This window comes from Prevotella pallens, from assembly GCF_900454935.1.
Classification (GTDB): domain Bacteria; phylum Bacteroidota; class Bacteroidia; order Bacteroidales; family Bacteroidaceae; genus Prevotella; species Prevotella pallens.
Map to the genome: position 1 here is coordinate 2,052,630 of NZ_UGTP01000001.1, position 23,535 is coordinate 2,076,164.

A 23,535-nucleotide genomic window follows, 5' to 3' on the forward strand; every position below is an offset into this window, starting at 1 on the left:
AATCTAACAAACAAATACCGAAATATATACTATTTATGAAATATCAATTTTACTTTTCGTTAATTGGTGCAGCACTTTCTTTCCAACTATCTGCCCAAGCACAAACAGAAAACAATACAGAAATAATTTTTACGGGCACTTCTATTAACGTAAAAGGCATATCAAACAACGGAAGATATATATGCGGAGCACGTATGTACGAAGAAGCTTACCGCTTTGACCTAAAAGAAAAGAAACTTATAACAATTCCTGCTGCCGATTCATATTCGGATATGGCAGCTTTAGACGTTACAGACGATGGAACTTTGGTTGGAAAAAACGATAAGAAACAACCAGCCATTTATAGAGACGGAGAAATTGGCTGGGAAGCACTACCATGTCCGGAAGGAGAATGGAAAGATGGAACGTGCGCACAATGTACAGGCGATGGAAAATACATAACAGGATATTTAATTGGTAAAGGAAACTCTAACAGCCCATATAAAACAATTCCTGCATTATGGGAGAAACAAGACGACAACGAATATAAATACATTGCACTACCTAATCCAGAAACAGACTTTTTAGGTGGTAAAACACAATTTGTTTCCCCTCGTACCATCTCGCCAGACGGTAAAACCATTATTGGTGTAATGATGGAACAACACGGTTTCTACTCTCAACCCATAATTTACCATAAAAAAGATAACGGAACATGGGACTTTGAAACTCCTTTTGTTGCCCTTTCTTATAATATGGAAGTTTATAAAACATGGGCTGACAAAGAACCACAAACAAAAGACTTTATAACTGCGCATCCTGGAGAGGCAGATTATAGCGAACAAGTAAAAGCATACCAAAGAGCACATTCTAAATGGCAATACGAATTCTTTAAAGCCTGGAAAAAAGGCCCAGAATTTACATCGGTACCAGTTATAATGAGCGAAAACGGAAAGTATCTTGCCCCAACTGTTGTAATAAATCAGTATTCGTATACAGAAGGTGCTACCAGTATTGAACGAACAGGACAATTAGTTTACCCATGTCGCTACAATACTGTTACGAAAGAAGTTGAAATAATAAAAACTGTTCCCGATTTTGTGCCAATAGCAGTATCTAACGATGGTGATATGCTTTCGTCTGATGGAAATAAAATAATTCTACTATTACACGAAAACAACGAAAAGATAGAACTTTCTGAATATCTTAAACAAAAGTTCGGATTTAATTTATACGATAAGTTGCCAAGCAATACAGAATATTTAGATTGTCAAACTGTTGGTAGCGGACTCGACTTAATTGTTGCCTCTTATCGTTCTGTAGATTCTAACGGAGAATTAGAGAAAAAAGAAGTTATTTGCATTAAAACTCCCATAGTAAACGAGATTATTCAGACACTTAACACACCATCGTTGGCTTTTATATATATAAACAACAATATGTTGGTATGCTCTCAAAAGGCTACAAAAGTAAGTATCTACGATTTAGCAGGAACAGAAGTGTTTAATTCTGCATTAAGTCAAACCAATTACAATATAGATGGTCTGGCTAAAGGTATTTATATTGTAAAAGCACAAATTAATGGGCAAACCATTAAAGCCAAAGTTTACAAGAAAAACTAAATGTAGAAATAGAATATACAACTATGAGAAAGCTGCTAACAATTCTTTTTACCTTTTTTGTGCTCTTACTATCGGCACAACCACAAGCAATGTTGAAAAACGAGAAAATAAAAACTCGCCGCATAAAATTTCAACAAGCTCCCGATGGTACATTAGTTAAAACAGAAGACGATAAAGTATTAGAACATTTCTTTTATAACAAACAGGGACTTTTAGCACAAAGCAGTAAATATAATTATACAAGAGACGGAAAATTACAAACTCCTGTAAATACTATTTATATATACGACGCACAATTGCGTTTGCTTTCTGATAGTACAGACAGAGTAAAATCGTGCTACTATTATAATGGTAGCGGACTTATGTCGTATTCAACACAATATAGCTATAAAACCAATGTACCTTATAGAATAGATTCTGTTGCGTATACATACAACCAACAAAACAAATTGGCTACAATTGTACACTATTCGCCAAAAAACGAAAAGAAAACAGAAGAACAATACACATACAATACCGAAGGAAATTGTGCTACCATTACTTATTTCTCGTATAGTAATGGGAAAACAGAAGCTAAAAAACAACGACAAACGCTTTTCTATTATAATGCAGACAAGCTATTAAGCGAAACAAAACTAATTGTATTTACCAGTAAAAGCGAGGAAATGCAAGAAAGAAAAGTGTTAGCTTACGATAATCAAAAACGTTTGGTTTGCGATACTTTATATAAAAAGGTGAATGAACCAAATGGGACTTCTGCTTTCCGCCTATATCAAAAACATAATTACACATATATACTTTCGGATACTATCCCAACAGAAGTAGAAGAATTTAGGTTTAATACAACCTCGCAAGAGTTCTTACAAACCTACAAATTTGTTTATCAGAACCATCTTTATAGCGAAAAACAAACGCCAAAAGCAAGCATAACAACGCAAGCCGACGCACCAAGCGATGTTATTTTCCAAATAACACCACCCGAATATACCACAGGTTTAAAAGGTTATAAGGTTCTTGCTGATTACACTTTACAAGATGAATTATATACCGATACACATTTCACATTACACAATCAGCCTCGTGGTATTCATTTCTATAGCGTTGTGCCTGTATACGAAAAAGATAATATTGGCAATTGCAGCGATATTATTCAGCAGACAATAAAATTGAATTTACCAGCTCCAACAAATCCTGAATTGGTTTACAAGGAATATTACACCAAATGGAATGTGAAATTTAAGTTTGATGCACCAAAATATAAAAATCTTACACTAAAAGGTTATAGATGGGTTGCTTCTAATAAGAGCCATCAAGCAACAGGAAAAACTGATAATCCGGAACAACTCTTTGGTACATTCGCATATTACGATAAAGAAAAAGTAAAAGTAGAGCTTTATGCCATTTACGAAGAAGGAGAATCGGACCCACTTACATTCGAAATTGACTTAACTAATGTTGCCGAACAAGTTACTGCACATTGGCAAAACGAATATTCTACTGTAAAAAACGAAGATGGCGACATAAAACAAACCAACAAATATTATTATACAAGCACTTCAATGGGCGAAACTTTATCGTTCTATATTGCATACGATGCCTTCGGTCAGCCTAAAAAACGCACAAAAGTTACTATACGTAAGTATTCTACAAAGACTGAATTGGAAGAAGTTGATTTGTATAACCCTGCAAAGAAGAATTGGGAAAAACATCAAAAAACACAATATCTGTACAATTCGGCTGGTGCGTTATCGGCTAAACAAGTATTTGTTTTCGATAAAGATAAGCAAATATTCGTAAAAGATAATGCTGAATACTACTTTACAGACCCTAGCATTTCTTACCAATATCCTATACAAACTGTTGCTTACAAATTTAACGCACAAGGAGATTCTACTGTAACTGCACTTACAAACAGCTCATTAAAATTTAATGGTAAGTATCTTTCGCACCAGTTAGACAGTGTTTACGCCTCAACCGATATAACGGCACCGCTAATTGCACGTATAGAAACAACTTTCGGCAATAAAGGAGAGGTAAAAACACGCATAGAAGAATGTAGCAATAATGGAAAACTTGTGCCAAACAAACGCGAGAACTATAACTATTCTACAGAAACAGAATGTATAACACGCATTACACACGACGACTTCCGCAACAATAATTGGAAAAATGTATCTACCGAAGAGTTCGTTGCATCGAAAGAATATCACTTCACTCGTATGCCAAAATCGCTAACTCTTACGAAAGATACTCTACGATGGAAGGAACCTGAAAGAATTAAAGATTTAACGGGTTACAAAATATTAGTGAATGGCATAGAAACTGGCATTGCAGATACTTGTCGTTGGTCGGCAATGTCGCTACCTAATGGTATTTATACGTTCCAAATTGTGCCATTGTATAACGATAGAGAAGCGAGCATTTCAGAAGAACTTAAAGTTAGATACAAAAACAGCACTATTCTAAACGATATTGCTGCCTTGCGTAATGCAAAAACAAATGTAGATTATAACTATACTCTTATAAACGAAATGCTGGTTACTGGGCAAGCTGGCAACAATCCTAATTATACTTTCTTCGAAGATAATACTGCTGGCATTGCTATAGATACACACTCTCTTGCAGGCTACAATGTTAAAACAGGCGACAAGATTGGTAAACTAAAAGGAAAGTTAGTAAAAGAAGACAACGGAATGTTGCTTTTTATACCAACCTATCTCTCTATTCTCTCGTCTAACAATACGGTTACAGCACAAAATGTAGAACTAAAATCGCTTTTAGACAATGCAAAAACTCTCGAAGCACGTTTAGTTAGTCTAAAAGGCATTACTTTTAAACCTGCCAATACAAACGAAATGCTTATAACCGATAACGAAAACGAACTAAAGTTACTTATTTCAGAAGGCGTTTCAGAACGTCCAACTAACGGAGCTACTGGAGATATTGACGGATATATTTGCCAGAAAGATAAAGAACTTATATTCTTACCTACCCGAATATATAATGTAACGCGCATTCAAACTGTGAATAACGACTCACAACCCATAATAAACAATGGAAAAATAGTGTTAAAGCAAACAAGCAAAGTTAGTATATTCTCTCTAAATGGAAGTTTAATAAACACGCTTTATACAGATTGTATCAACCTTTCGGCACTGCCAAAAGGCACAATCTTACTACAGATATACCACGAAGACGGCTCAAAAAACGCATTTAAAATCTCACATTAATCACTACTAATGACTGTGTAGCCCCCTCATTTTATGCTGTTCGAAGCATTTAATGAGGGGGCTTTCTTTTGGTTATTTATATGCAGAGAAACACAACACTACGAATAACTACTATTTCTCTCCCAATATTCTTACGCTTTTCATATAAATCCGCATAACCTTTATGCTGAAATAAAGCTATTACTTACACGTAAGTAAAGTTTTACTTACACGTAAATAAAGTTTTACTTACACGTAAATAAAGTTCTACTTACACGTAAGTAAAACTATTGCAACAGGCTGTCGCTAATATAGGACACGCATACAATAGTAGCAGAGACGCAAAGAAACAACATCAGAAACAACTCATCAACGCAGATTATAAAGTGTCCGATTGTTATTCAACTACCTCTCATTAATTTTCAGATACTTTTATAAGGTGTCTCAAATAATTCTCTTACAGCCCAAAATATTGTTTTTAACTACCATAAATATGTTAAAACATGGAGTTTAATAAGAACTTTTGAAATTATTTCATAACTTTGCAAAAAATATAAGAAATAATTCTACAAACAGAGAATAAAGATTGAAAGATTCAGAGTAACGAAAACATGGTTTCCTTAACCGTGTTAATGGATACCAATATACATAACAGACTCATTTCTATCTTAACAGTCCACCTGCAAGTTTGATTGTAGGTAGATTTAATTATGAATAAAAAAAATGAACACAGACGTAACTAAACAAAAATATCTTAGACCAGCCATTGCTGTCTTTGATATGATGGAAGACAAATTTCTTTTAGCAACAAGTCCTAATGTGAGACCTGGTGGAGGTGGTAATCCCTCAGGAAGTATTACCGTAGAACCGCTTACACCTGCAGTTGGAGATGATGGCGACGAGCTTGTTGGCTAATAGTTGGAAACAAAGAAAGTAAAAATAAAAAGGTAAAAAGATATAATGAAAAAGATTTCTTATTATACACTATCGGCATTATTTGTTGGTAGCATTGCATTATCAATGGTTTCTTGTGCTGACGATGACTTAGGCAATAACCTAAGTGATGGCGATAAAGAAGCTATTGTGCAATTTGAAATAACCGATGCGCAGGAAGAAGCACTTAGTAAATATAATGCATCAACTCGTGGTGCCATTACTGCCGGACTATCCGATAAGGACCTTGAAGGTAAAAAATTAGAAGCTCAAAGCAACAAGAGTCTTAATGTCTGCTTAATTGAAACAACCGTTGAAGGTGTTAATCCAGTGGTAACCGATGCAAAAACGCGTGCAAATATCATCGATTTGAATTCATTTAGCGACTTCTCTTCTACTGGTCTTCGTGGAACAAATGCATCAAATATAAAAGAAGAATGGTTTATTGATGCAAAGACAAAAAAGAATGGTGAACTCTATACTCAGATACCTTGGTCGTGGCAAAAACCTTATGGTTGTTTCTTTGCAGTATATCCAGAGCTTAACACTTATAAGAATAAGATGAAAATAAATAAGCCAGATGCTAATGGTTTTCCAAGTGTTGAATTTGAAATAGAAACTGACGTAAGAAAGCAAGTAGACCTTATGACTGCTTGTTCTGGTAATGTACAATATGCAACACGCTATCAAGCACCAAGAACCAGTCTTAATTTCCGTCATGCATTGACAGCTATCCGCTTTGCAGTTGGTCAGAATCTGTCATTCGACAAAACAATTAAGCAGATAACACTTAAGAATGTATTGTTAAAAAGCAAGTATGTAATTTCAAATCAATACAATGGTACTGGCGCAAAGTGGATATCTACTGGTTATACTTCTCGTGGTAATGTAACTCTCGATGGTCTTAATTACAAGACAAATGAAAATCCAAACAGCATTGTTAGAGATAGAAGTACATTTCCTAATGAAAATTCAAGAGATATCACTAAGTTGAACGACAACTACACCTTTTATATGATTCCACAGGAACTCGATAATAAGGTTACTGCCGAAATTACTTTTACCGATAACACTACTATTTCTGTACCACTTAAGGGTTCATGGAAAGAAGGTACCACCCGTACTTATAAGTTGAGTAATAAGAATTCAAGCTGGGTTTACTCTATCACAAGTGATAGTCCATCAGCTGTTGCTTACAACGCAACAAGTACAGGAAACTATGGTATTACAAGTTTTCGTCAAGCTCCTGATGGCACAAAGAAGCCAGTAGCATGGAAAGTTATTGGATATAGTGAAGATGATGGTAATAGTTGGACAACAACTAAGCCAGCATGGCTAAAGAGTTTAACTAAAGAGTCGGGAAATGGTGGTACTGCTGCAGAACAAGGCACAGCTACATTAGGCACAGATATAGTTGACCTTGTTGCTAAACGTAATAAAGAATTACAAGAAGCTAAAGCTTTAGGTTCAGCAGCAAAGCCTTACAACTTATCGAATAGCACAGGTGAAGCACAAGTACAGAATACTGCCAACTGCTATCTTATCTCTGCACCGGGATATTATATGATTCCATTGGTTTATGGTAATGCCATCAAGGATAACAATGCAAATTATGTAGCCTATCAATTTTCAGGTAGTGCTGGTCATATTAATGTAAATGGACAACAGAAAGAAAACATTCTTCCCAAACTTGTAGATCACGATGGAAAAGGTATTAATAACCCATGGATTGAGAAAACCAATGGTAATGCAAATAATGGCATAAATGGAGCACAAATTGTTTGGGCTGACGAAGCAAATCTCGTTAATTTAGCTTCTAATCCTATATATCGTGATAGTAACGGAAATGCTTTTGTAAAGTTTGAAGTAACAAAGGCAAATATAAAAAGCGGTAATGCAGTTATAGCTGTTAAGAAAGGTAATACTATTGTTTGGTCATGGCACCTTTGGTTTGCGCCTAAGAATGCACTTGATAAGATTCCTGTTACCAATAAGCAAAACAAGGTTTATAACTTCACAAATGAAGCATTAGGTTGGAAACCCACAAAATGGACAGGTACATCTTATTCAACACCACGAACTGTAAAGGTGAAAGTTGAACAAACTATTGCTAACAATGGTATTAAGCAAGAATCAGTCTTCACAATTACACAGAATGCTGGTATTACGGAAAGACGAGGTAATACTACACTTTACCAATGGGGTCGCAAAGATCCTTTCCCAAGTACAGATCCTGCTGTAGGAACACTATTTAAGAAAGATGCGGGTAATCAGATTTATATGCAAGCCATAATTCAAAATCCTGGTTATTTCTATGTAACAGAAGGTGGCGGCACTATTCCAGGTTATTCTTATTTAACACAGTACTATTATTTTTATAATTTGTGGTCTGTTAATAATACAGAAAGCAACGGGAATGATAATGCTGTTGTTAAGACCATTTACGACCCAAGTCCTGTAGGCTTCCAAGTTCCAGCTAGTAATGCCTTCACAGGTTTCACTTCAAATGGTGCGAACCAAGGGCCTAAAATGGTAGATGGTACAGAAGTTCCCGCAACATATAATTCTCAAACTGGACATATATTCTGGACTAATAGTGAGAAGAAAGCAACAATCTATTTCCCTGCTACAGGTTATCGTGAAAACGGAAATGGTAATATAGTAGATCTCAATGTTAGTGCAAACTATTGGACAGCCATTCCACAAGACCTTAATAATGGTCGTTGTTTTGCTTTCAGCCAAGCAGATGTATATCCATTACATAGTAGTGCCCGCACATTCGGCTTAGGCGTTCGTCCTGTTGCTGAATAATAAAATTAAGGCATTATAAATACCTAATATATTCTTTTTACTAAAATCCCTGTCCTATTTATTAAGGCAGGGATTTTTATTACTGCGAAAATACTACAATATAGAGCGTGGCATAATAGACCAATGTTCATTATGCCTGACACCTCTATTCAAGAGAGAATACATAAGAGTAATTAAACCTAATTATATAAGCACTTAATCTCTTTTTATGTGTATCTTTGCACATAAAGAAATAGAGAACATTTTCTATCATTATTAAAACCTTCATACATTATTCTAATGAAACAAATAGCATATCTGCTCTTATCTGGAATTGTAGGATTGACAGCTTGTCAAAACAAGCTTTCGAAGCAAACAGATAAAAATATTCAAGATATCGACAATATAAAGCAAGAAACAAATATCGATAGTCTTAAACAAAATGCCAAGCTAGATAGCGTTAAACAAGTTCTTGCACAAACAACCGACCCTTTGAAACGCATCAAGCTCCATCAGCAAATAATTGATATTAAGATAGAAGGAACATCGCCCGAAGAACGTTGTCAACTCTTTGACGATTATAGTACGGAAGTGCAAAAAGAATTGAATAAACTTAATGAGCGTGAGAGCCATTATATTGAGCACTATTATGATTATAGAATAGATGACGAGGGCAATGAAAGAGAACCACACGACTCCATCAAAAAGAAAGACTTATTCTATAAGAAGGCTGGGATAGATATAATAGATTTGGGAGAGGGTATCGTGGAATTGACCCTTCAAACCAAATTTTACACTAAGTATGTCAAACAATTACCAAAATATTACCAAGACTACTGGTACCTAATAAAGGATGCAGAAAATATAGCTCCAGATGCCTGTCTCATAATAACCTGGCATGAGTTGAGTAATCTGCTTGCTCGATATGAGGCTTATGTAAAGGAATATCCAACACAGAAAGAATTGTTCTGCAGACTACAAGATGCCTATAAATTCCTTCAGTCGGCTTTTCTGTTTGGCGTTGATAATACTTCTACAGTGGACTTTGATAGCGTAGTAGACAAAAAAGTAAAAGAGGAATGGAAACGATTCATAAAAACTTATCCTGATAGTCCGACAACACCTTTTATCAAGGAAATGCTTCTGCTAAATAAATACGAAGATATGTATTCTATTCAACAAAAGCTAATAAGGTTTCAAGAGACTTCAAACTATCCTTTACTTAAGACCTGCACTTTCAAAAGATAAAGGCTATTCAAAGATGATTTAAATATAGATAAAAGTAGTAAACTTATGAAATGAGGGTGAAGTTGAAACATTTGTTCTATTTCAGAAGATACCATTTTATTCGTAGGTTTTTAAATGCTATAAGAGTAGTAAATAAAAGGCTTAGAAGAGTTTTCAGCCTTCCAAATGTTCATTATGCCTGAAAAGTGGACAATAGCACTTGCTTGCTGGGCAGAGATATAGAAAGTATAGAGGATTATAACCGTCACACTGTTGAAATCACACTACATAAAAGGGCCTAATTCTATAAAAGAATTCAGCCCTTTTGCTATATTAACCAGCAAAAAAATATACTTATAAGCATTCCCATTGTAGCAACATTAATGCTTGTATGCCATATCTTACCTTATATATTTCTTTTGCTATATTGCATTGCTATGCTATTGCTTCTTTCACTATTATTTTTATGCTATCTAAAGCTAATAACTCCCTGAATTGCCTCTGACGAAGATTCTTCTTTCTTTTCAGGAACAGACTTTAAATCTTCTATCATTTGCTTTGTTCGCTTATAGGTTGGTGTATTTTCTATAGCGAGAATAATATCTTCGTTATCCAAATCGTCTTGAGAGAAAAGATATATGTGTGGGTGTCGTTTCGACTTTGCCGACTTGCTTCCACCATAGATACGGTCTCTACGGTCTCTACGTTCAGCCTCACGTTCTTCTTCTTCAGCAAGGCGCGCAGCTTCTTCCAACGATTGTTTCTTAATGTGGCTACCCATTCCCTCAACATCTTTAATGCCGAAGCCTGTAGCAAGAATAGTTACTTTTACCCTTTTATCAAGGTCTGGGTCGAGTGCTAATCCCCATTTCAGTTCAAATCCATTACCAAAATGGCTCATAAATTCGTTAATATCACTCATCTCTTCCATCGTCAATCCAGGATTGTCGTTGTTGTCGCTACTGAAATTGATAGAAAGAAGTATCTTTTTAGAGTTGTATATATCGTTATCGTTGAGCAACGGAGAATTCAAAGCATCTTCAATAGCTTGCTTTACACGCCCCTCACCTTCACCATAACCAGTGCTCATAATAGCAACACCGCCATCTTTCAACACTGTCTTCACATCGTTAAAGTCAAGATTAATGAGTCCGTGTACAGTAATAATTTCTGCAATACTTTTTGCTGCAACACTGAGTGTATCGTCTGCTTTTCCGAAAGCATTAAGCACACTCATCTCCGGATATATTTCGCGTAAGCGCTCGTTGTTTATCACCAACAAAGCATCTACGTGTTTCGACATTTCTTCTACACCATCAAGTGCTTGGTCTATCTTCTTGTCGCCTTCGAAACGAAATGGAATTGTAACGATACCAACTGTAAGAATATCCATTTCCTTACTTACCTTTGCAATAACAGGAGCAGCACCAGTACCAGTACCACCTCCCATACCAGCAGTAATGAATGCCATTTTGGTGCCATCGCTCAGCATTTTCTTTATGTCGTCGATAGTTTCTTCTGCTGCTTCTCTTGCTTTCTCTGGCTTATTTCCTGCTCCTAAACCTTCTTTACCAAGTTGCAAATGAATAGGAACGGGCGAATCGTTTAGTGCTTGTGCATCGGTATTACACAAAACAAATGTAACATCGTGTATACCTTCACGATACATGTGGTTTACGGCATTTCCACCGCCACCACCAACACCAATAACTTTGATAATGCTATTTTGTTCAGCTACACCAAAGTCGAGTATTTCTTTCTTCATATTATTATCTGCCATAACCTTCTTCCTTGTCTTATTCTATATTTCTTCGTTTAGAACACTTCCTTTTATTCATCTTCTGCTTCTAATATCTTTCCACTAATCTCTTTCATCTTGAGAGTGAATTTTCCCCAGAAACTATTCTTACGTTTTTCTTCTTCGTCGTGTTTACGTTTTTCTTCTTCTTCTTCTCTGCGTTTACGTTCTTCTTCTTCCATACGGCGACGTTCTGCTTCTGCCTTTTCTTTTTCGGCAGCAGTCAGCACTACACCTTGTCCAATTTCTGGAGCTTTTCTGGGTTCTTTATGCAAGTCGCTTGTTGTTGATGTAGTTGGTTTGGTAACATCATCAAACAATTTCTTATCTGAATTAATAGGAGCTCCTGCACAATTAATATCGCCTTTTGCCAACAATCCAAGAATAGTGTTCATTGTAGCATTCTTTGCATTAATATCTGCATTATTAGCATTAATGGTTTGTGTAACAAACTTAGCTATTCTTATTTTATCTACATGCGAATGAGTACGGAATGCTTGTTCAATATTCTTCATATTCGAACCACCACCTGTAAGAATAAAACCTCCTAATAGCTTATTAGCGTATTCGCTTGGTATTTGATAGATAACGTTTTTAATAATCTCTTCAACACGCGATTCTATGATATCAACAAGTTTTCGGCTTTCTATAGAAGAGTCGTTAGAGATTGTATAAGAGTGTTTGTCGTCTATATCTTCGTCATTAGTATAAGCACTTCCGTATGTTAGTTTCAGTTTTTCGGCATCTTTCTCTTCAATGTGTAGGCTTGCAATATCTTTTGTTATATTAGCTCCACCAAGTGGCAACACAACAAGGTGTCGTAATATACTTTTATAATAAACAGAAACTGTAGTTGTTTCAGCTCCAAGATCGACAAGTACACAACCTCCACGTTTTTCGTTATCTGTTAATATGCTATCAGCTAAAGCTAAAGGAGCCAAATACATTTCGGCAATAGCAATACCAGCCTTTTCAAAGCAACTATTAAGATTATCGTAGAACGATTTACGCCATAAAATATTTAAGAAGTTTCCTTCTAAATGGTTTGCTTTAATACCTACGGGGTCTATTGCATCTTGATTATCTACCTTATATTCTTGTGTGGCTGCATCGAGAATTTCCTGATCAGGATAACTCATATTACGATTTGCGTCCATCAGTTCGTTTATCATATTACTAGATATGATAGTTCCTGCAGGCAATTCTTTTACTATTACGTTTTTTACACTGCGAATAGATTGTCCGCCCACACCTACATAGACGTGTGTTATCTCGTGTTTAAGTTGCTTCTTTAGTTTGTTTATTATATTGGTTAAGCATTGTCCTGTTTTGTCGATGTTGTAAACAACACCTTTTCGAATGCATTGCGAAGCGTCTTCTTTAACAACAGCATTCACAGAAATACTACCATCTAGGTTTTTCTTTCCTGCTATACCAGTGATTTTTGATGAGCCCAGTTCAATGGCTACAATAAATTCTGCCATACACTAATTTTCTTATTATTTATTTTTATTCTTATTCTGATACTTCAGTTTGTATTTTTTCCTCTTGCTTGGGTTGTTGCTGTTCGTTTGTTGTTTGTTGTGCAGCTCTTCGTTTACATATAATTTGATTATCGAACTCCACATCAATATACGAGTATTTATTCCAACCTGCTTGTGATAGCCCATAACGATAGAATTTCTCGGTTCGCTCGAGTTTTTTCGTAACAAACTCGTCTATACCTTTATCGTTTGCTGCCTTATTTCGTCTTATTGGTAGATAACCTATAAATATTATATGATTTCCCACACGTGGCACGAGTTCTATTCCCCTATCTGGTCGAACATTTATTTGTTCGATTTGGTTGAGCCAAAACTCCGATTTATTTATTGCTTTTGCCATAGGTGTAATTGCAAAATGAGCAAACCATTTACTAATATCGCCTGTTGCTATAATTAAATCGCTTGTATATTTAGAGTTTGGTAAAATTCCTCCATTATCGTCCAGATAGTAGTCTTCGCCTTTATTATTTTTTATACGAATGATTGGCATTCGTTGCGAAATTCTAATATTAATATGCCCATTCTCTGTAATATAGCATTGTGCCGTATCAACAAATGGTCCCACCTTTAAAGCTTCTTCTATTTTTCGTGGTTCAATAGAACTTAGTTGCCTATTAAGTGGGTATAATTTATCTTTTTCAAGAATGGCTTTAATTTCTTCAGCACTAAGAAATCCAGAGTTATTGGAATCGGAAATATTTATATTCACTTTCGTACATATACGATGTTTCTTATCTGGCGTATTCCACGAAGTTATTGCCATAACAAGGTAGAATGTCAAGATGACATCTAACACATAAAAAATAATCGTCTTCCAACTTGTATTCATTCTCTTAAACTATTCTTTTTCTTTTATTATTTCTGCAAGTTTTTCTGTATAATTGTCGAGATTTCCTGCTCCGAGCACAACAAGAACATCAAAGTCTCTACTTTTAGCAAACTGTAATACGTCGTCTTTCTTTATCATTTGCTTTTCTACATTACTCTTCAGATTATCGTAGATAAGTGCTGATGTAACACCAGGCATTGGTTTTTCTCTAGCTGGATAAATTTCTGTGAGAATAACCTCATCAAAATGACTGAGAGCTTCTGCAAATTCCATATAAAAATCGTGCGTACGTGAGTAAAGATGGGGTTGGAATATTACCGTTATCTTTCTATCAGGATATATTTCCTTCAAACTTTTAGCACTTTGTATAATCTCTTTTGGATGATGTGCATAGTCGGAAAGTAAAACGTGTCGATTATTTTTTATCTTAAAGTCGAAACGACGGTCTACTCCTGCATAAGTTTTCATTCCATTTCTAAGTTCATCGGCTGTACAACCACAAAGTTGTGCCAATGACATTGCAGCTATTCCATTTTCAATATTTATTGGTATAGGCTGACCTAACTCTATGTTTGTTACATTTTCTATAGGCGAAACCATATCAAACACAATTGTTCCATTTTGTATTCGAACATTTTCGGCATGAAAATCACCAGTTTCCCTACTATATTCATACACTTTTACACCAGCTTGTACGTTTTGTTTCATTTCTAAACTTTTATGAATAACAAGCGTTCCCCCTGGTTGTATTAATTCGGTGTAATGACGAAAACTTTCTAAGTAGGCTTCTTTCGTACCATAAATATCTAAATGGTCGGGATCCGTAGATGTAATAACACTCATATAAGGACGTAACCAATGGAAAGAACGGTCGAATTCATCGGCTTCAATAACAACATAATCGCTTTTAGGCGAGAATATGTAGTTTGTACCATAATTTTTAGAGATACCACCAAGAAAAGCATTACAATCTAAACGACTTTCGTGCATAATATGGGCACACATTGTAGATGTACTTGTTTTACCATGTGTACCAGCAAAACAAAGTCCTTTGTGTGTTTGTGTAAGTCTACCCAACACTTGTGCACGTTTTTCTATTTCGAAATGGTTTTCGCGGAAATATATTAATTCACTATGCGTATTAGGTATAGCTGGTGTGTAAACTACTAATGTTGTAGATGGATTTTTGCACACATCTGGAATCAAATTTATGTTATCTTCGTAGTGCAGTTGTATTCCTTCTTTTTCTAAACGGCGTGTTAAATCGGTTGGTGTTTTATCGTAACCTGCCACCACAAGTCCTTTATGATGGAAGTATCGAACTAAAGCACTCATACCAATTCCTCCTGCTCCTATGAAATAAACTGCCTGTATATCCTGTAATTTCATTTTGTTATATTATTATTTGGAATATCATAACCATTCCAGATTGTTGGTATCTCTATTGTTTTATGAGTTTTATTACTTCGTTTGCTATTACATCGGCAGAATTATGAAGCCCCATTTTTTTCACATTTTGGCTTAAGCTTGTAAGTTTCTGTTCGTTGGTTACTGTATCTATTGCCAATTGTAAAAGCTTATTAGGTGCTTCTGCGTCTTTTACAAACAATGCCGCACCTTTGTTTACCAATGCCATTGCATTTTTTGTTTGGTGATCTTCTGCCACATTTGGACTCGGAACAAGTATAACGGGCTTACCAATTAGTTGAAATTCGCTAATAGAACTTGCTCCTGCACGGCTAATAACTAAGTCGGCTGCCTTGTAAGCTGCTCCCATATCGCTTATAAAGTCCATTATTTTCAGGTTAGGAAGTTCTTTTCCTTTCATTTCATCAAGAATAGACTGATGATAATACTTACCTGTTTGCCAAATAAACTGTACATCAGAAGATTCAATAAGCTCTAAATGTTCTAATACGGCACGGTTAATAGTACGTGCACCAAGACTACCTCCCACTAGTAAAATTGTTTTCTTTGTAGGATTTAGCCCGAATTGTTTTCTGGCGTCTTCTTTTGAGAGCGGTGTTTCTAGAACGTTTTGGCGTACAGGATTTCCTGTCATAAGAATTTTATCGGCTGGAAAAAAGCGTTCCATACCTTCGTAAGCCACACAAATTTTCTTTGCTTTTTTGGCAAGTAGCTTATTTGTTACACCAGCGTAAGAGTTTTGTTCTTGAATTAGGCAAGGTATTCCCATTTTCGAACATTCATATAAAGTAGCTCCACTGGCATATCCTCCAACACCCACTGCCACTTGTGGGTTAAAATCTTTTATTATTTTACGTGCCAAACGCAAACTTTTCCATAGCTTGTAGAGTACGCTAATATTTTTCAGTTTGTTTGCACGGTTAAAACCTTTTATGGGCAAGCCTTTTATTTCATAGCCTGCAGCAGGAACACGTTGCATTTCCATTCTTCCTTCTGCGCCAACAAATAATATTTTTGCTTTAGGATATTTAGTTCTTATGGCATTGGCTATTGACACAGCTGGAAAGATGTGTCCTCCTGTTCCTCCACCACTAATAATTATTCTTAACTCTTCGTTCATAACAGCTCTTTTTATCAACTTACAAAGTTAATCATTTTTTCTATTTTGTCGTAATATAAACCACTTAAAAATGTGAAATATAATAAATGTGGCGCAGAGTCAACCAGCAAGTGCAAAATTATAAAACGTATTTGAAGAATTCATACTTTGGAGTAGAAAAGTTTAATTTTTCTCTCGGTCTTTCGTTCAATTTCTTTTGTATCGACATAATTTTCTTTTCTGTATAATCCTTATTTCCGCAGCGTTTTTGCTTGCAAGAAATGCAAGTGCCTGATACATAAAAGTATTCAAACACTTGCGTATGTCAGAAATTTCACCTATATTGGTGCTGCAAACATAACAAGTAAGCAAAAATCTGACATGACAAAGGTCGCAATTGAAAACGAGAATATCACTCTTTCGGTGGAATTTATCATATTATGAACGTTTTCTCAAAGTTGGGCTTTGAAAAAACTTACCGAATCTGTATTGGGCAAACGTGGAAGTAGCGGCAAAGTATTCTGTTATGGAAGTATTTTTTGTGGTTTTTCATACTTCCCCATTGGTTTGGGTGTGGGATTTTATGTCTATGCGAGAACCAAGAACCCCAGAAAATCCCCATATCAATGGATAAATCCCAAAAATGTCACTTCAATATATAAAAGTACCTCACAAGGAATAATGCTGCGGAATTGAGGATTATCTTAAACTCGCATATGTTATTCTAATCTCATTTTTTTCTTTCCCTAAAGTTGTTATATATATAATTCTACCATAATTATCATATTTGTACTGACATCTGTAAATAACGGTCTCGTCAGAAAAATCTGGCATGTATTCATATCGAAACTCTTTAAGTAAGCCTTTTTCTATAACTATTGTGAGCGTTAAAACATAATCGACTCTTGCATTAATATATGTGTAATATTTGTTGATTTTTAATATATTAATTGTTTTACAATCGCCTTTTGTTTGAATAAAAGATTGAATTTCCGACTTATCATAATTGGATAATATATCAGAGATAATACAAAGGTCTTCGAAAATAACCTCTGGATATTTTATAATCACCCCCCACGATTCCAAGTATTTTAATTGTTCGAAAAAGATATTTTGCATATCTTTCTCGACTTTTGTGAGCCTTATAGGTTTCTTTTTCTTGCTTTTATAGACAGCTTCTTTCTTTCCATTTATATATAGACTCTTGGAAATATACCCAGATTCATACGATAAGGTAACATCCACCTGATGATCTTCCGCTACTTTACTGTTAAGAGGAAAATATAATAATAAAAGAAGTAAAAACACTTTCATCTTTAATTCCGCAGCATAAATTCTTGTGAGAACTCCAAGTGCCTGAGAAACAAAGTTCTCAAAACACTTGGATATGTCAGAAATTTCACCTATCTTGGTGCTGCAAACATAACAAGTAAGCAAAAATCTGACATGACAAAGGTAGCAATTAAAAACGAGAATATCATTTCTTTCGATGGAGTTTTTCATATTATGGACGTTTTCTCAAAGTTGGGCTTTGAAAAAACTTACCGAATCTGTATTGGGCAAACGTGGAAGTAGCGGCAAAGCATTCTGTTATGGAAGTATTTTTTGTGGTTATCATACTTCCCTATTGGTTTGGGTGGGGGATTTTATGATTATGCAAGAACCAAGAACCCCAGAAAATCCCCATATCAATGGATAAATCCCCAAAATGACACTTCAATATATAAAAGTACCTCACAAGGAATAATGCTGCGGAATTGAGGATTCTCATAAATATTTATCAGAGTAGAAAATAACCCTACTTTGATTAACTTCCAACATCACCCATCCTATCATCTATAGATAACGTTACAAGCCGATAATATTCAAAAAGATAATGCAAAAGTAAGAAAAAAACGAATCAAATGCTTGTCACAATACTAAAGATATATTGCCACATAGAAAAATACGTTCAAAGATAAGGCACATAGAACTACATATACCTCATTTTAGGTATTGCACGCTCTATAGAATATTAATACTTTTGCAAACATTAATTAACACTCATAGAATTGTATTTATATGAAAAAAGAAACAATTTATCTATCTCTCGCAATGCTTGCAATGGCAACCACACCTTGTAATGCACAATCAGAAGAGATTAAAGACTCCACACAACATCTCGAAGAAGTAATAATCAGTACTACACGTATACCTGAAATAAAGCAGAATGCGGCTGCTACAGTTACGATTCTTGACCAAAAGCAAATAGCAGAAATGAGCAAGGCGGCTCCCGATATCACTCACCTCTTAGGCATGCTCACGCCTGGTATGGCTCTATCAAGTAATACTACAAGCTCTCGGTCACAATCACTTCGTGGAAGAAGCGCACTTATCTTGATTGATGGTATTCCTCAATCAACTCCTTTACGTTCAACAGACCGTGACATCCGAACCATTGACATCGCTGCTATCGACCATATAGAAGTAGTAAAAGGCTCTACTGCTCTCTATGGTAATGGTGCTATCGGAGGATTGATAAACATCATAACTAAGAAGAATACCACCAACAAGGCTGTAGCTGGAGAGACGACTCTCTCGGGTTCAACTTATAACCTCTTCCGTCACGGAAAAGGGCAAGGTTATCGCATCAACCAGCAAGTTTATGGTCGTGTGGGGCAATTTGATTATCTCGTAAATGGGGCTTTTGGACGTACAGGTAGTGCTATTGATGGTGATGGGAAATTTATCTCTCCACGCTACGGACTCGGTGATACTTATACAACAAACATACTTGTTAATCTCGGTTATTCCCTATCTCCTAAGAACAGAATAGAATTGATGTATAATTTCTATCGTAGTTTGCAAGACACAAAATTGATTCCTTTCGGCGGAAAGTACCTCCAAAGTCCTTCTATTGGTATAATTGGTAACAAGGACCCACAGGCAGTTGACGAGGGAACAAGATACAATCACAATGCTTACCTCAAGTTTACTTCAAAGGATATATTCAAACATACCGACTTAGAAGCATCTGTTTATGGTTCGGGAATATATACTATCTTCGACTTCCGTAAGGCTAACCCTGCGCAGCCAAGATGGGAAGAAACAAGTGGACAGTCGGCTGTTAAGGATCGTAAGTTTGGTTTCCGCACCCAGTTTAATACTCGACTTGTATTCTCAGAGAATGCTTTTGCACACTTAGCTTATGGTTATGACTACCTTTATAATAAGACATCACAACCTTTGGTAGATGGTAGATACTGGATGCCATGGGTGACAAGTAACAACCATGCGCCCTTTGTTCAAATGAAGACCACACTATGGCAACATCTAAGCCTCAAATTAGGAGGACGTTACGACTTCATTAATATAAACGTACCAGACTATGATGTATTGCGCAATAAGCTCTCCGACCCACAGGTTCAGGTCAAAGGTGGAAAGCTAAAGTATAATAATATGTCTTTTAATGTGGGTGTTTCTTATAACAAATATCCTGCTTTTCAACCCTTCGTAGCCTACTCTCAAGGTTTCTCTATCTTTGATTTAGGTCGTACATTACGTGCTGCTAAGGCCGATGTACTCTCTAAGATATCAACAGAACCAGTAAAGACAAACAACTACGAGATGGGTGTTTACTCTGATATTAACCATTGGTTGCAGTTGAATGGATCTGTTTTCTACACCTATTCTAAGCTTGGAAGTGACCTCAAGATAGAGAATGGTTTCTGGGTAGTAAACCGTACTCCACAGAAGGTGTATGGCGTTGAATTGAGTGCAGATGCACAACTTCTCCGTAACTTAAAGGTTGGTGCTAACTTCTCATGGTTCGAAGGTAAGCTCAAATCAGCTACTGGTGATTGGGACACATATATGTCAAACATTTCCATCCCAGCCGCAAAGTTGGCAATGTATGTCAACTATGCTCCTGTCAAGAACACCTATCTCCAACTGCAATACATGCACACCGGTAAGCGTGACAGATTTACTCCTAATGCTTCAGGAGTATATAACGAGGGTGAAGGTATCGTAAATCGTATCAACTTACTAAACCTTACTGCAGGCGTAAAGATGAAGGCTTGCGACTTAAGTTTGGCTGTATCCAACTTATTGAACTACACTTATTACACACCAGCATCTATGATGATGGCACGTAATGCAGAGTATGCACATGCTGATGGACGCAAGATAACACTCACTGCAGTGTTCAAATATTAATCCTCAAACACTCGATAGACTTATTCTCAAGTGCTGGAAGGACATTAAAATACCAAGTAAAGGTGGATAAAGTTCACCTCTTGTGAGTACGCAAGGTTCCCTTCTAAATACAGAAGCAGCCTATAGTGTATCATAAACTATAAGCAGGGAAGACGGAATACAACAAGTATCGTATCGTTTCCCTGCTTTTCTTTTACTTCTCAAAAGCCCTAATTATATCTTTACACCTCATATAATACCAACATATAGACTGTCCATTATTACTATATAAGGAACATGCTACCATCTCTTTATACGTCAGAAGCCAATAGTTGCAACTCTACGAAAAGGCTACTTATGCAGAAAGCAACTATTAAAAAACGATTAAACTTTTGATAGATACCTTAATTCCGCAGCATAAATTCTTGTGAGAACTCCAAGTGCCTGAGAAACAAAGTTCTCAAAACACTGGATATGTCAGAAATTTCACCTATCTTGGTGCTGCAAACATAACAAGTAAGCAAAAAACTGACATGACAAAGGTAGCAATTAAAAACGAGAATATCACTTCTTTCGATGGAGTTTTTCATATTATGGACGTTTTCTCAAAGTTGGGCTCTGAAAAAACTTACCGAATCTGTATTGGGTAAATGTGGAAGTAGCGGCAAAGCATTCTGTTATGGAAGTATTTTTTGTGGTTTTTCATACTTCCCCATTGGTTTGGGTGGAGTCTTTTATGCTTAGAAAAGCCCCAAGAAACACCGAAGCACCTCATATCAACATATAGAGTCCCCAAAAAGACATCTCAACATATAAAATTTTCTCACAAGAAAAAATACTGCGGAATTAAGGGAAAATAAATTTGTTATTATAATTTTTTTATTTATAATTATAATTTGTGTGATTTATAATTATAATTTTTCAGCGTCAAGAATAAAAGAATAGAATCTTTGCAATCCTACTTAGTTTAGCCAAAAGATTATATTCTTTTAGATAGCTTTGAAACAAAGGGTAGTTTTTTTACAATCGGGAAATAGGAGAGGTTTTGAGCTTGAACTTGGACAGAAGTTGATTCATTTTCAGAATGGCAAACATCAACTACAGTGGAGAAGTTTTAATTCTTTCTTGGAATGGTTTTGCGAATAGAATAAGAGCTAAATGTCTGTTTTATAGATGATGCTATGATATTAAATCAAAGAAAAAAAGAGGATGTATCAATTTTGACACACCCTCAATATTGTTTTTAAGGGAGGGCTAATTACAAAATTTGGATTTTCTTGTTTTTGCTAAACTCGTTTTTGGTTTATTAGCTACATCTGTAGCCTTTTTCTTATTATGTGTGCTGGAATGTTTTTCTATGATTTAATAAAAAATAAATTCTACTCAAGCGGTAGAACCTAATTTTAGATGAATAAGGTATACCTATATAATGATGTTGTGGCTATTTGAGCTTAATTTCTAAACAATGTGTAAGAACAACATATGTGCTATTGGCTTATTAACAATCTGTATTTAGGGAAGTAAGTAGGTGTAAAAAAGAATCGCCTACTTACTTTTAAATAGTATATTTCGTATTATCTTATTCGCTATCTGAGATTATTTCTTCGGCTGTATCGTTATTACGTTTCTTTGCAAACCTACTAATGCTTAACAACATTCCAATATAAATACAATTAATAATGGTTGAAGTTCCACCTTTACTAATAAGTGGTAATGGCTGACCAGTAACAGGGGCTAAACCTACTGCTACTGCCATATTGAAAAGCGCTTGTGTTACTAATAAAAAAGCAATACCCATTGCAAGAAATGCAGGAAACGAATTTTCGCACCTACTTGCTATTTTTCCTGCTCGCATTAAAATAACAATATATAAGAAAGCAACAAAAACAGCACCAATAATTCCCATTTCTTCAATGATTATGGCATAAATAAAGTCGGAGAAAGCCTGCGAAAGAAAATCGCGTTCGTTAGAATTTCCAGGACCTTTACCTACAATATTCGACGATGCAATAGCAATATTGGCGTGTCCTACCTGCCCATCTTTATCAAGATCGTAATCTTTTGGCGCTACATATTTATTGTCTAAGAACTTATTAATACGTGCTTTCCATGTATCGGCACGGTGAAATAGCTTACTGAATAGGCCAGTATCGGTATTTTCTTCTGTATCTACAGTTTGTTCGGTAAGATTTTGCTTCGGTGGATTATCTTCTTTGTCGGTACCTACAGCCATAACCAATACAAGTGCAAATACAATTAACAGAGCAAATACTCCCAATAGTTTTCCAATTTGCTTTAAAGGAACACGCCCCACAAACATCATTAACAAAACTGTTAAAGCTGCTAACAAAGCTGTTGAGAGATTTTCGAAACTGATAGGGATTATAATGAGTGCCGATAAAAATAAAATGTATTTAAAAGCTTTTTTTGCTGCTCCGGTTTCAGTTTGCATAGCACTTAAAATTTGAGCAACTGCTAAAACTAAAGCACCTTTTCCTAATTCGGAGGGCTGAAACTGTATGCCCATAATATCTATCCAGCGACTTGCACCATTTGTTACACCACCAGTTAGCCACACCACAATTAAGAAAAAGAAAGAAACACTTAATACAGGTAATGTAGCTATTTTGAAATACCTACACTTTGTATTCATCACAAAAATCATTGCGAAAAATCCTATAACAAGCATTCCAACATGTTTAAATAATGGAGCCCAATAGTTTCCACCTTTATATGAAAGTGTACTCGAAGCAGAATAAACCTCAACAATACTAATCATACAAAGAATAAAGAAAACCATCCATATAACTTTGTCGCCTTTGAAGATGTTATTAAGGGACTTTAAGTTCATTTTTATCGTATTTGAAGTTATAAAAATTCAGAGACAAATATTTTATGCTT

General features: G+C 35.6%; 13 protein-coding genes and 2 pseudogenes. 7 read left to right on the forward strand and 8 right to left on the reverse strand.

Features of this window, described 5'->3' with window-relative positions; translation table 11 throughout:
- Nucleotides 1-35: 35 nt before the first annotated feature.
- The 5 genes from DX009_RS08560 (at nt 36) to DX009_RS08580 (ending at nt 9,781) form a co-directional block, all read left to right on the forward strand.
- Nucleotides 36-1,601, forward strand: a complete 1,566-nt coding sequence (locus tag DX009_RS08560) for a T9SS type A sorting domain-containing protein (RefSeq protein ID WP_115083697.1) — start codon at nt 36-38, stop codon at nt 1,599-1,601.
- A 23-nt stretch (nt 1,602-1,624) separates the two neighbouring features.
- The gene (locus tag DX009_RS08565; RefSeq protein ID WP_115083698.1) at nt 1,625-4,831 is read left to right on the forward strand and encodes a hypothetical protein; all 3,207 of its coding nucleotides are present in this window, start codon (nt 1,625-1,627) and stop codon (nt 4,829-4,831) included.
- A gap of 702 nt (nt 4,832-5,533) precedes the next feature.
- On the forward strand, nt 5,534-5,725 hold the full coding sequence (locus DX009_RS08570) for a hypothetical protein (RefSeq protein ID WP_115083699.1): 192 nt from the start codon (nt 5,534-5,536) through the stop codon (nt 5,723-5,725).
- Between the two features lie 45 nt (nt 5,726-5,770).
- Entirely contained in the window at nt 5,771-8,554 is a 2,784-nt protein-coding gene (locus DX009_RS08575) for a hypothetical protein (RefSeq protein WP_115083700.1), read from the forward strand.
- A gap of 279 nt (nt 8,555-8,833) precedes the next feature.
- On the forward strand, nt 8,834-9,781 hold the full coding sequence (locus DX009_RS08580; RefSeq protein WP_115083701.1) for a hypothetical protein: 948 nt from the start codon (nt 8,834-8,836) through the stop codon (nt 9,779-9,781).
- A gap of 448 nt (nt 9,782-10,229) precedes the next feature.
- Here the strand turns inward: DX009_RS08580 and ftsZ are convergent, their stop codons facing one another.
- From ftsZ to DX009_RS08625, 7 genes and pseudogenes are all read right to left on the reverse strand, one after another.
- The gene (gene ftsZ / locus DX009_RS08585) at nt 10,230-11,540 is read right to left on the reverse strand and encodes a cell division protein FtsZ (protein WP_115083702.1); all 1,311 of its coding nucleotides are present in this window, start codon (nt 11,538-11,540) and stop codon (nt 10,230-10,232) included.
- A 50-nt stretch (nt 11,541-11,590) separates the two neighbouring features.
- Nucleotides 11,591-13,042, reverse strand: coding sequence for a cell division protein FtsA (gene ftsA / locus DX009_RS08590; RefSeq protein WP_006044221.1), 1,452 nt, complete (start codon nt 13,040-13,042; stop codon nt 11,591-11,593).
- A 31-nt stretch (nt 13,043-13,073) separates the two neighbouring features.
- Entirely contained in the window at nt 13,074-13,931 is an 858-nt protein-coding gene (locus DX009_RS08595; protein ID WP_115083703.1) for a cell division protein FtsQ/DivIB, read from the reverse strand.
- 9 nt (nt 13,932-13,940) lie between these two features.
- Nucleotides 13,941-15,320 (reverse strand): UDP-N-acetylmuramate--L-alanine ligase, encoded by a 1,380-nt coding sequence (gene murC, locus DX009_RS08600; RefSeq protein ID WP_115083704.1) that lies wholly within the window; start codon nt 15,318-15,320, stop codon nt 13,941-13,943.
- 52 nt (nt 15,321-15,372) lie between these two features.
- On the reverse strand, nt 15,373-16,479 hold the full coding sequence (gene murG / locus DX009_RS08605) for an undecaprenyldiphospho-muramoylpentapeptide beta-N-acetylglucosaminyltransferase (RefSeq protein ID WP_115083705.1): 1,107 nt from the start codon (nt 16,477-16,479) through the stop codon (nt 15,373-15,375).
- A gap of 118 nt (nt 16,480-16,597) precedes the next feature.
- Nucleotides 16,598-16,705, reverse strand: a pseudogene (locus DX009_RS13540) (IS30 family transposase); the annotation flags it as partial.
- Between the two features lie 452 nt (nt 16,706-17,157).
- Entirely contained in the window at nt 17,158-17,961 is an 804-nt protein-coding gene (locus DX009_RS08625; RefSeq protein WP_245944617.1) for a hypothetical protein, read from the reverse strand.
- A gap of 558 nt (nt 17,962-18,519) precedes the next feature.
- On the opposite strand from DX009_RS08625, the gene DX009_RS08635 reads away from it, so the two are divergent.
- Both DX009_RS08635 and DX009_RS13885 read left to right on the forward strand, forming a co-directional pair.
- The gene (locus DX009_RS08635; RefSeq protein ID WP_006044215.1) at nt 18,520-20,655 is read left to right on the forward strand and encodes a TonB-dependent receptor; all 2,136 of its coding nucleotides are present in this window, start codon (nt 18,520-18,522) and stop codon (nt 20,653-20,655) included.
- A gap of 512 nt (nt 20,656-21,167) precedes the next feature.
- Nucleotides 21,168-21,363 (forward strand): annotated as a pseudogene (locus DX009_RS13885) (hypothetical protein); the annotation flags it as partial.
- An 850-nt stretch (nt 21,364-22,213) separates the two neighbouring features.
- Here DX009_RS13885 and DX009_RS08655 read toward each other — a convergent pair.
- Nucleotides 22,214-23,485, reverse strand: a complete 1,272-nt coding sequence (locus DX009_RS08655) for an FtsW/RodA/SpoVE family cell cycle protein (RefSeq protein ID WP_115083706.1) — start codon at nt 23,483-23,485, stop codon at nt 22,214-22,216.
- Between the last annotated feature and the right edge of the window lie 50 nt (nt 23,486-23,535).

Bases quoted from the DNA above. Each gene is read 5' to 3' on its own strand.
- DX009_RS08560 (WP_115083697.1), top strand. From the start codon at position 36: ATGAAATATCAATTTTACTTTTCGTTAATTGGTGCAGCACTTTCTTTC.
- DX009_RS08565 (WP_115083698.1), top strand. From the start codon at position 1,625: ATGAGAAAGCTGCTAACAATTCTTTTTACCTTTTTTGTGCTCTTACTA.
- DX009_RS08570 (WP_115083699.1), top strand. From the start codon at position 5,534: ATGAACACAGACGTAACTAAACAAAAATATCTTAGACCAGCCATTGCT.
- DX009_RS08575 (WP_115083700.1), top strand. From the start codon at position 5,771: ATGAAAAAGATTTCTTATTATACACTATCGGCATTATTTGTTGGTAGC.
- DX009_RS08580 (WP_115083701.1), top strand. From the start codon at position 8,834: ATGAAACAAATAGCATATCTGCTCTTATCTGGAATTGTAGGATTGACA.
- ftsZ (WP_115083702.1), bottom strand. From the start codon at position 11,540: ATGGCAGATAATAATATGAAGAAAGAAATACTCGACTTTGGTGTAGCT.
- ftsA (WP_006044221.1), bottom strand. From the start codon at position 13,042: ATGGCAGAATTTATTGTAGCCATTGAACTGGGCTCATCAAAAATCACT.
- DX009_RS08595 (WP_115083703.1), bottom strand. From the start codon at position 13,931: ATGAATACAAGTTGGAAGACGATTATTTTTTATGTGTTAGATGTCATC.
- murC (WP_115083704.1), bottom strand. From the start codon at position 15,320: ATGAAATTACAGGATATACAGGCAGTTTATTTCATAGGAGCAGGAGGA.
- murG (WP_115083705.1), bottom strand. From the start codon at position 16,479: ATGAACGAAGAGTTAAGAATAATTATTAGTGGTGGAGGAACAGGAGGA.
- DX009_RS08625 (WP_245944617.1), bottom strand. From the start codon at position 17,961: ATGAAAAACTCCATCGAAAGAAATGATATTCTCGTTTTTAATTGCTAC.
- DX009_RS08635 (WP_006044215.1), top strand. From the start codon at position 18,520: ATGAAAAAAGAAACAATTTATCTATCTCTCGCAATGCTTGCAATGGCA.
- DX009_RS08655 (WP_115083706.1), bottom strand. From the start codon at position 23,485: ATGAACTTAAAGTCCCTTAATAACATCTTCAAAGGCGACAAAGTTATA.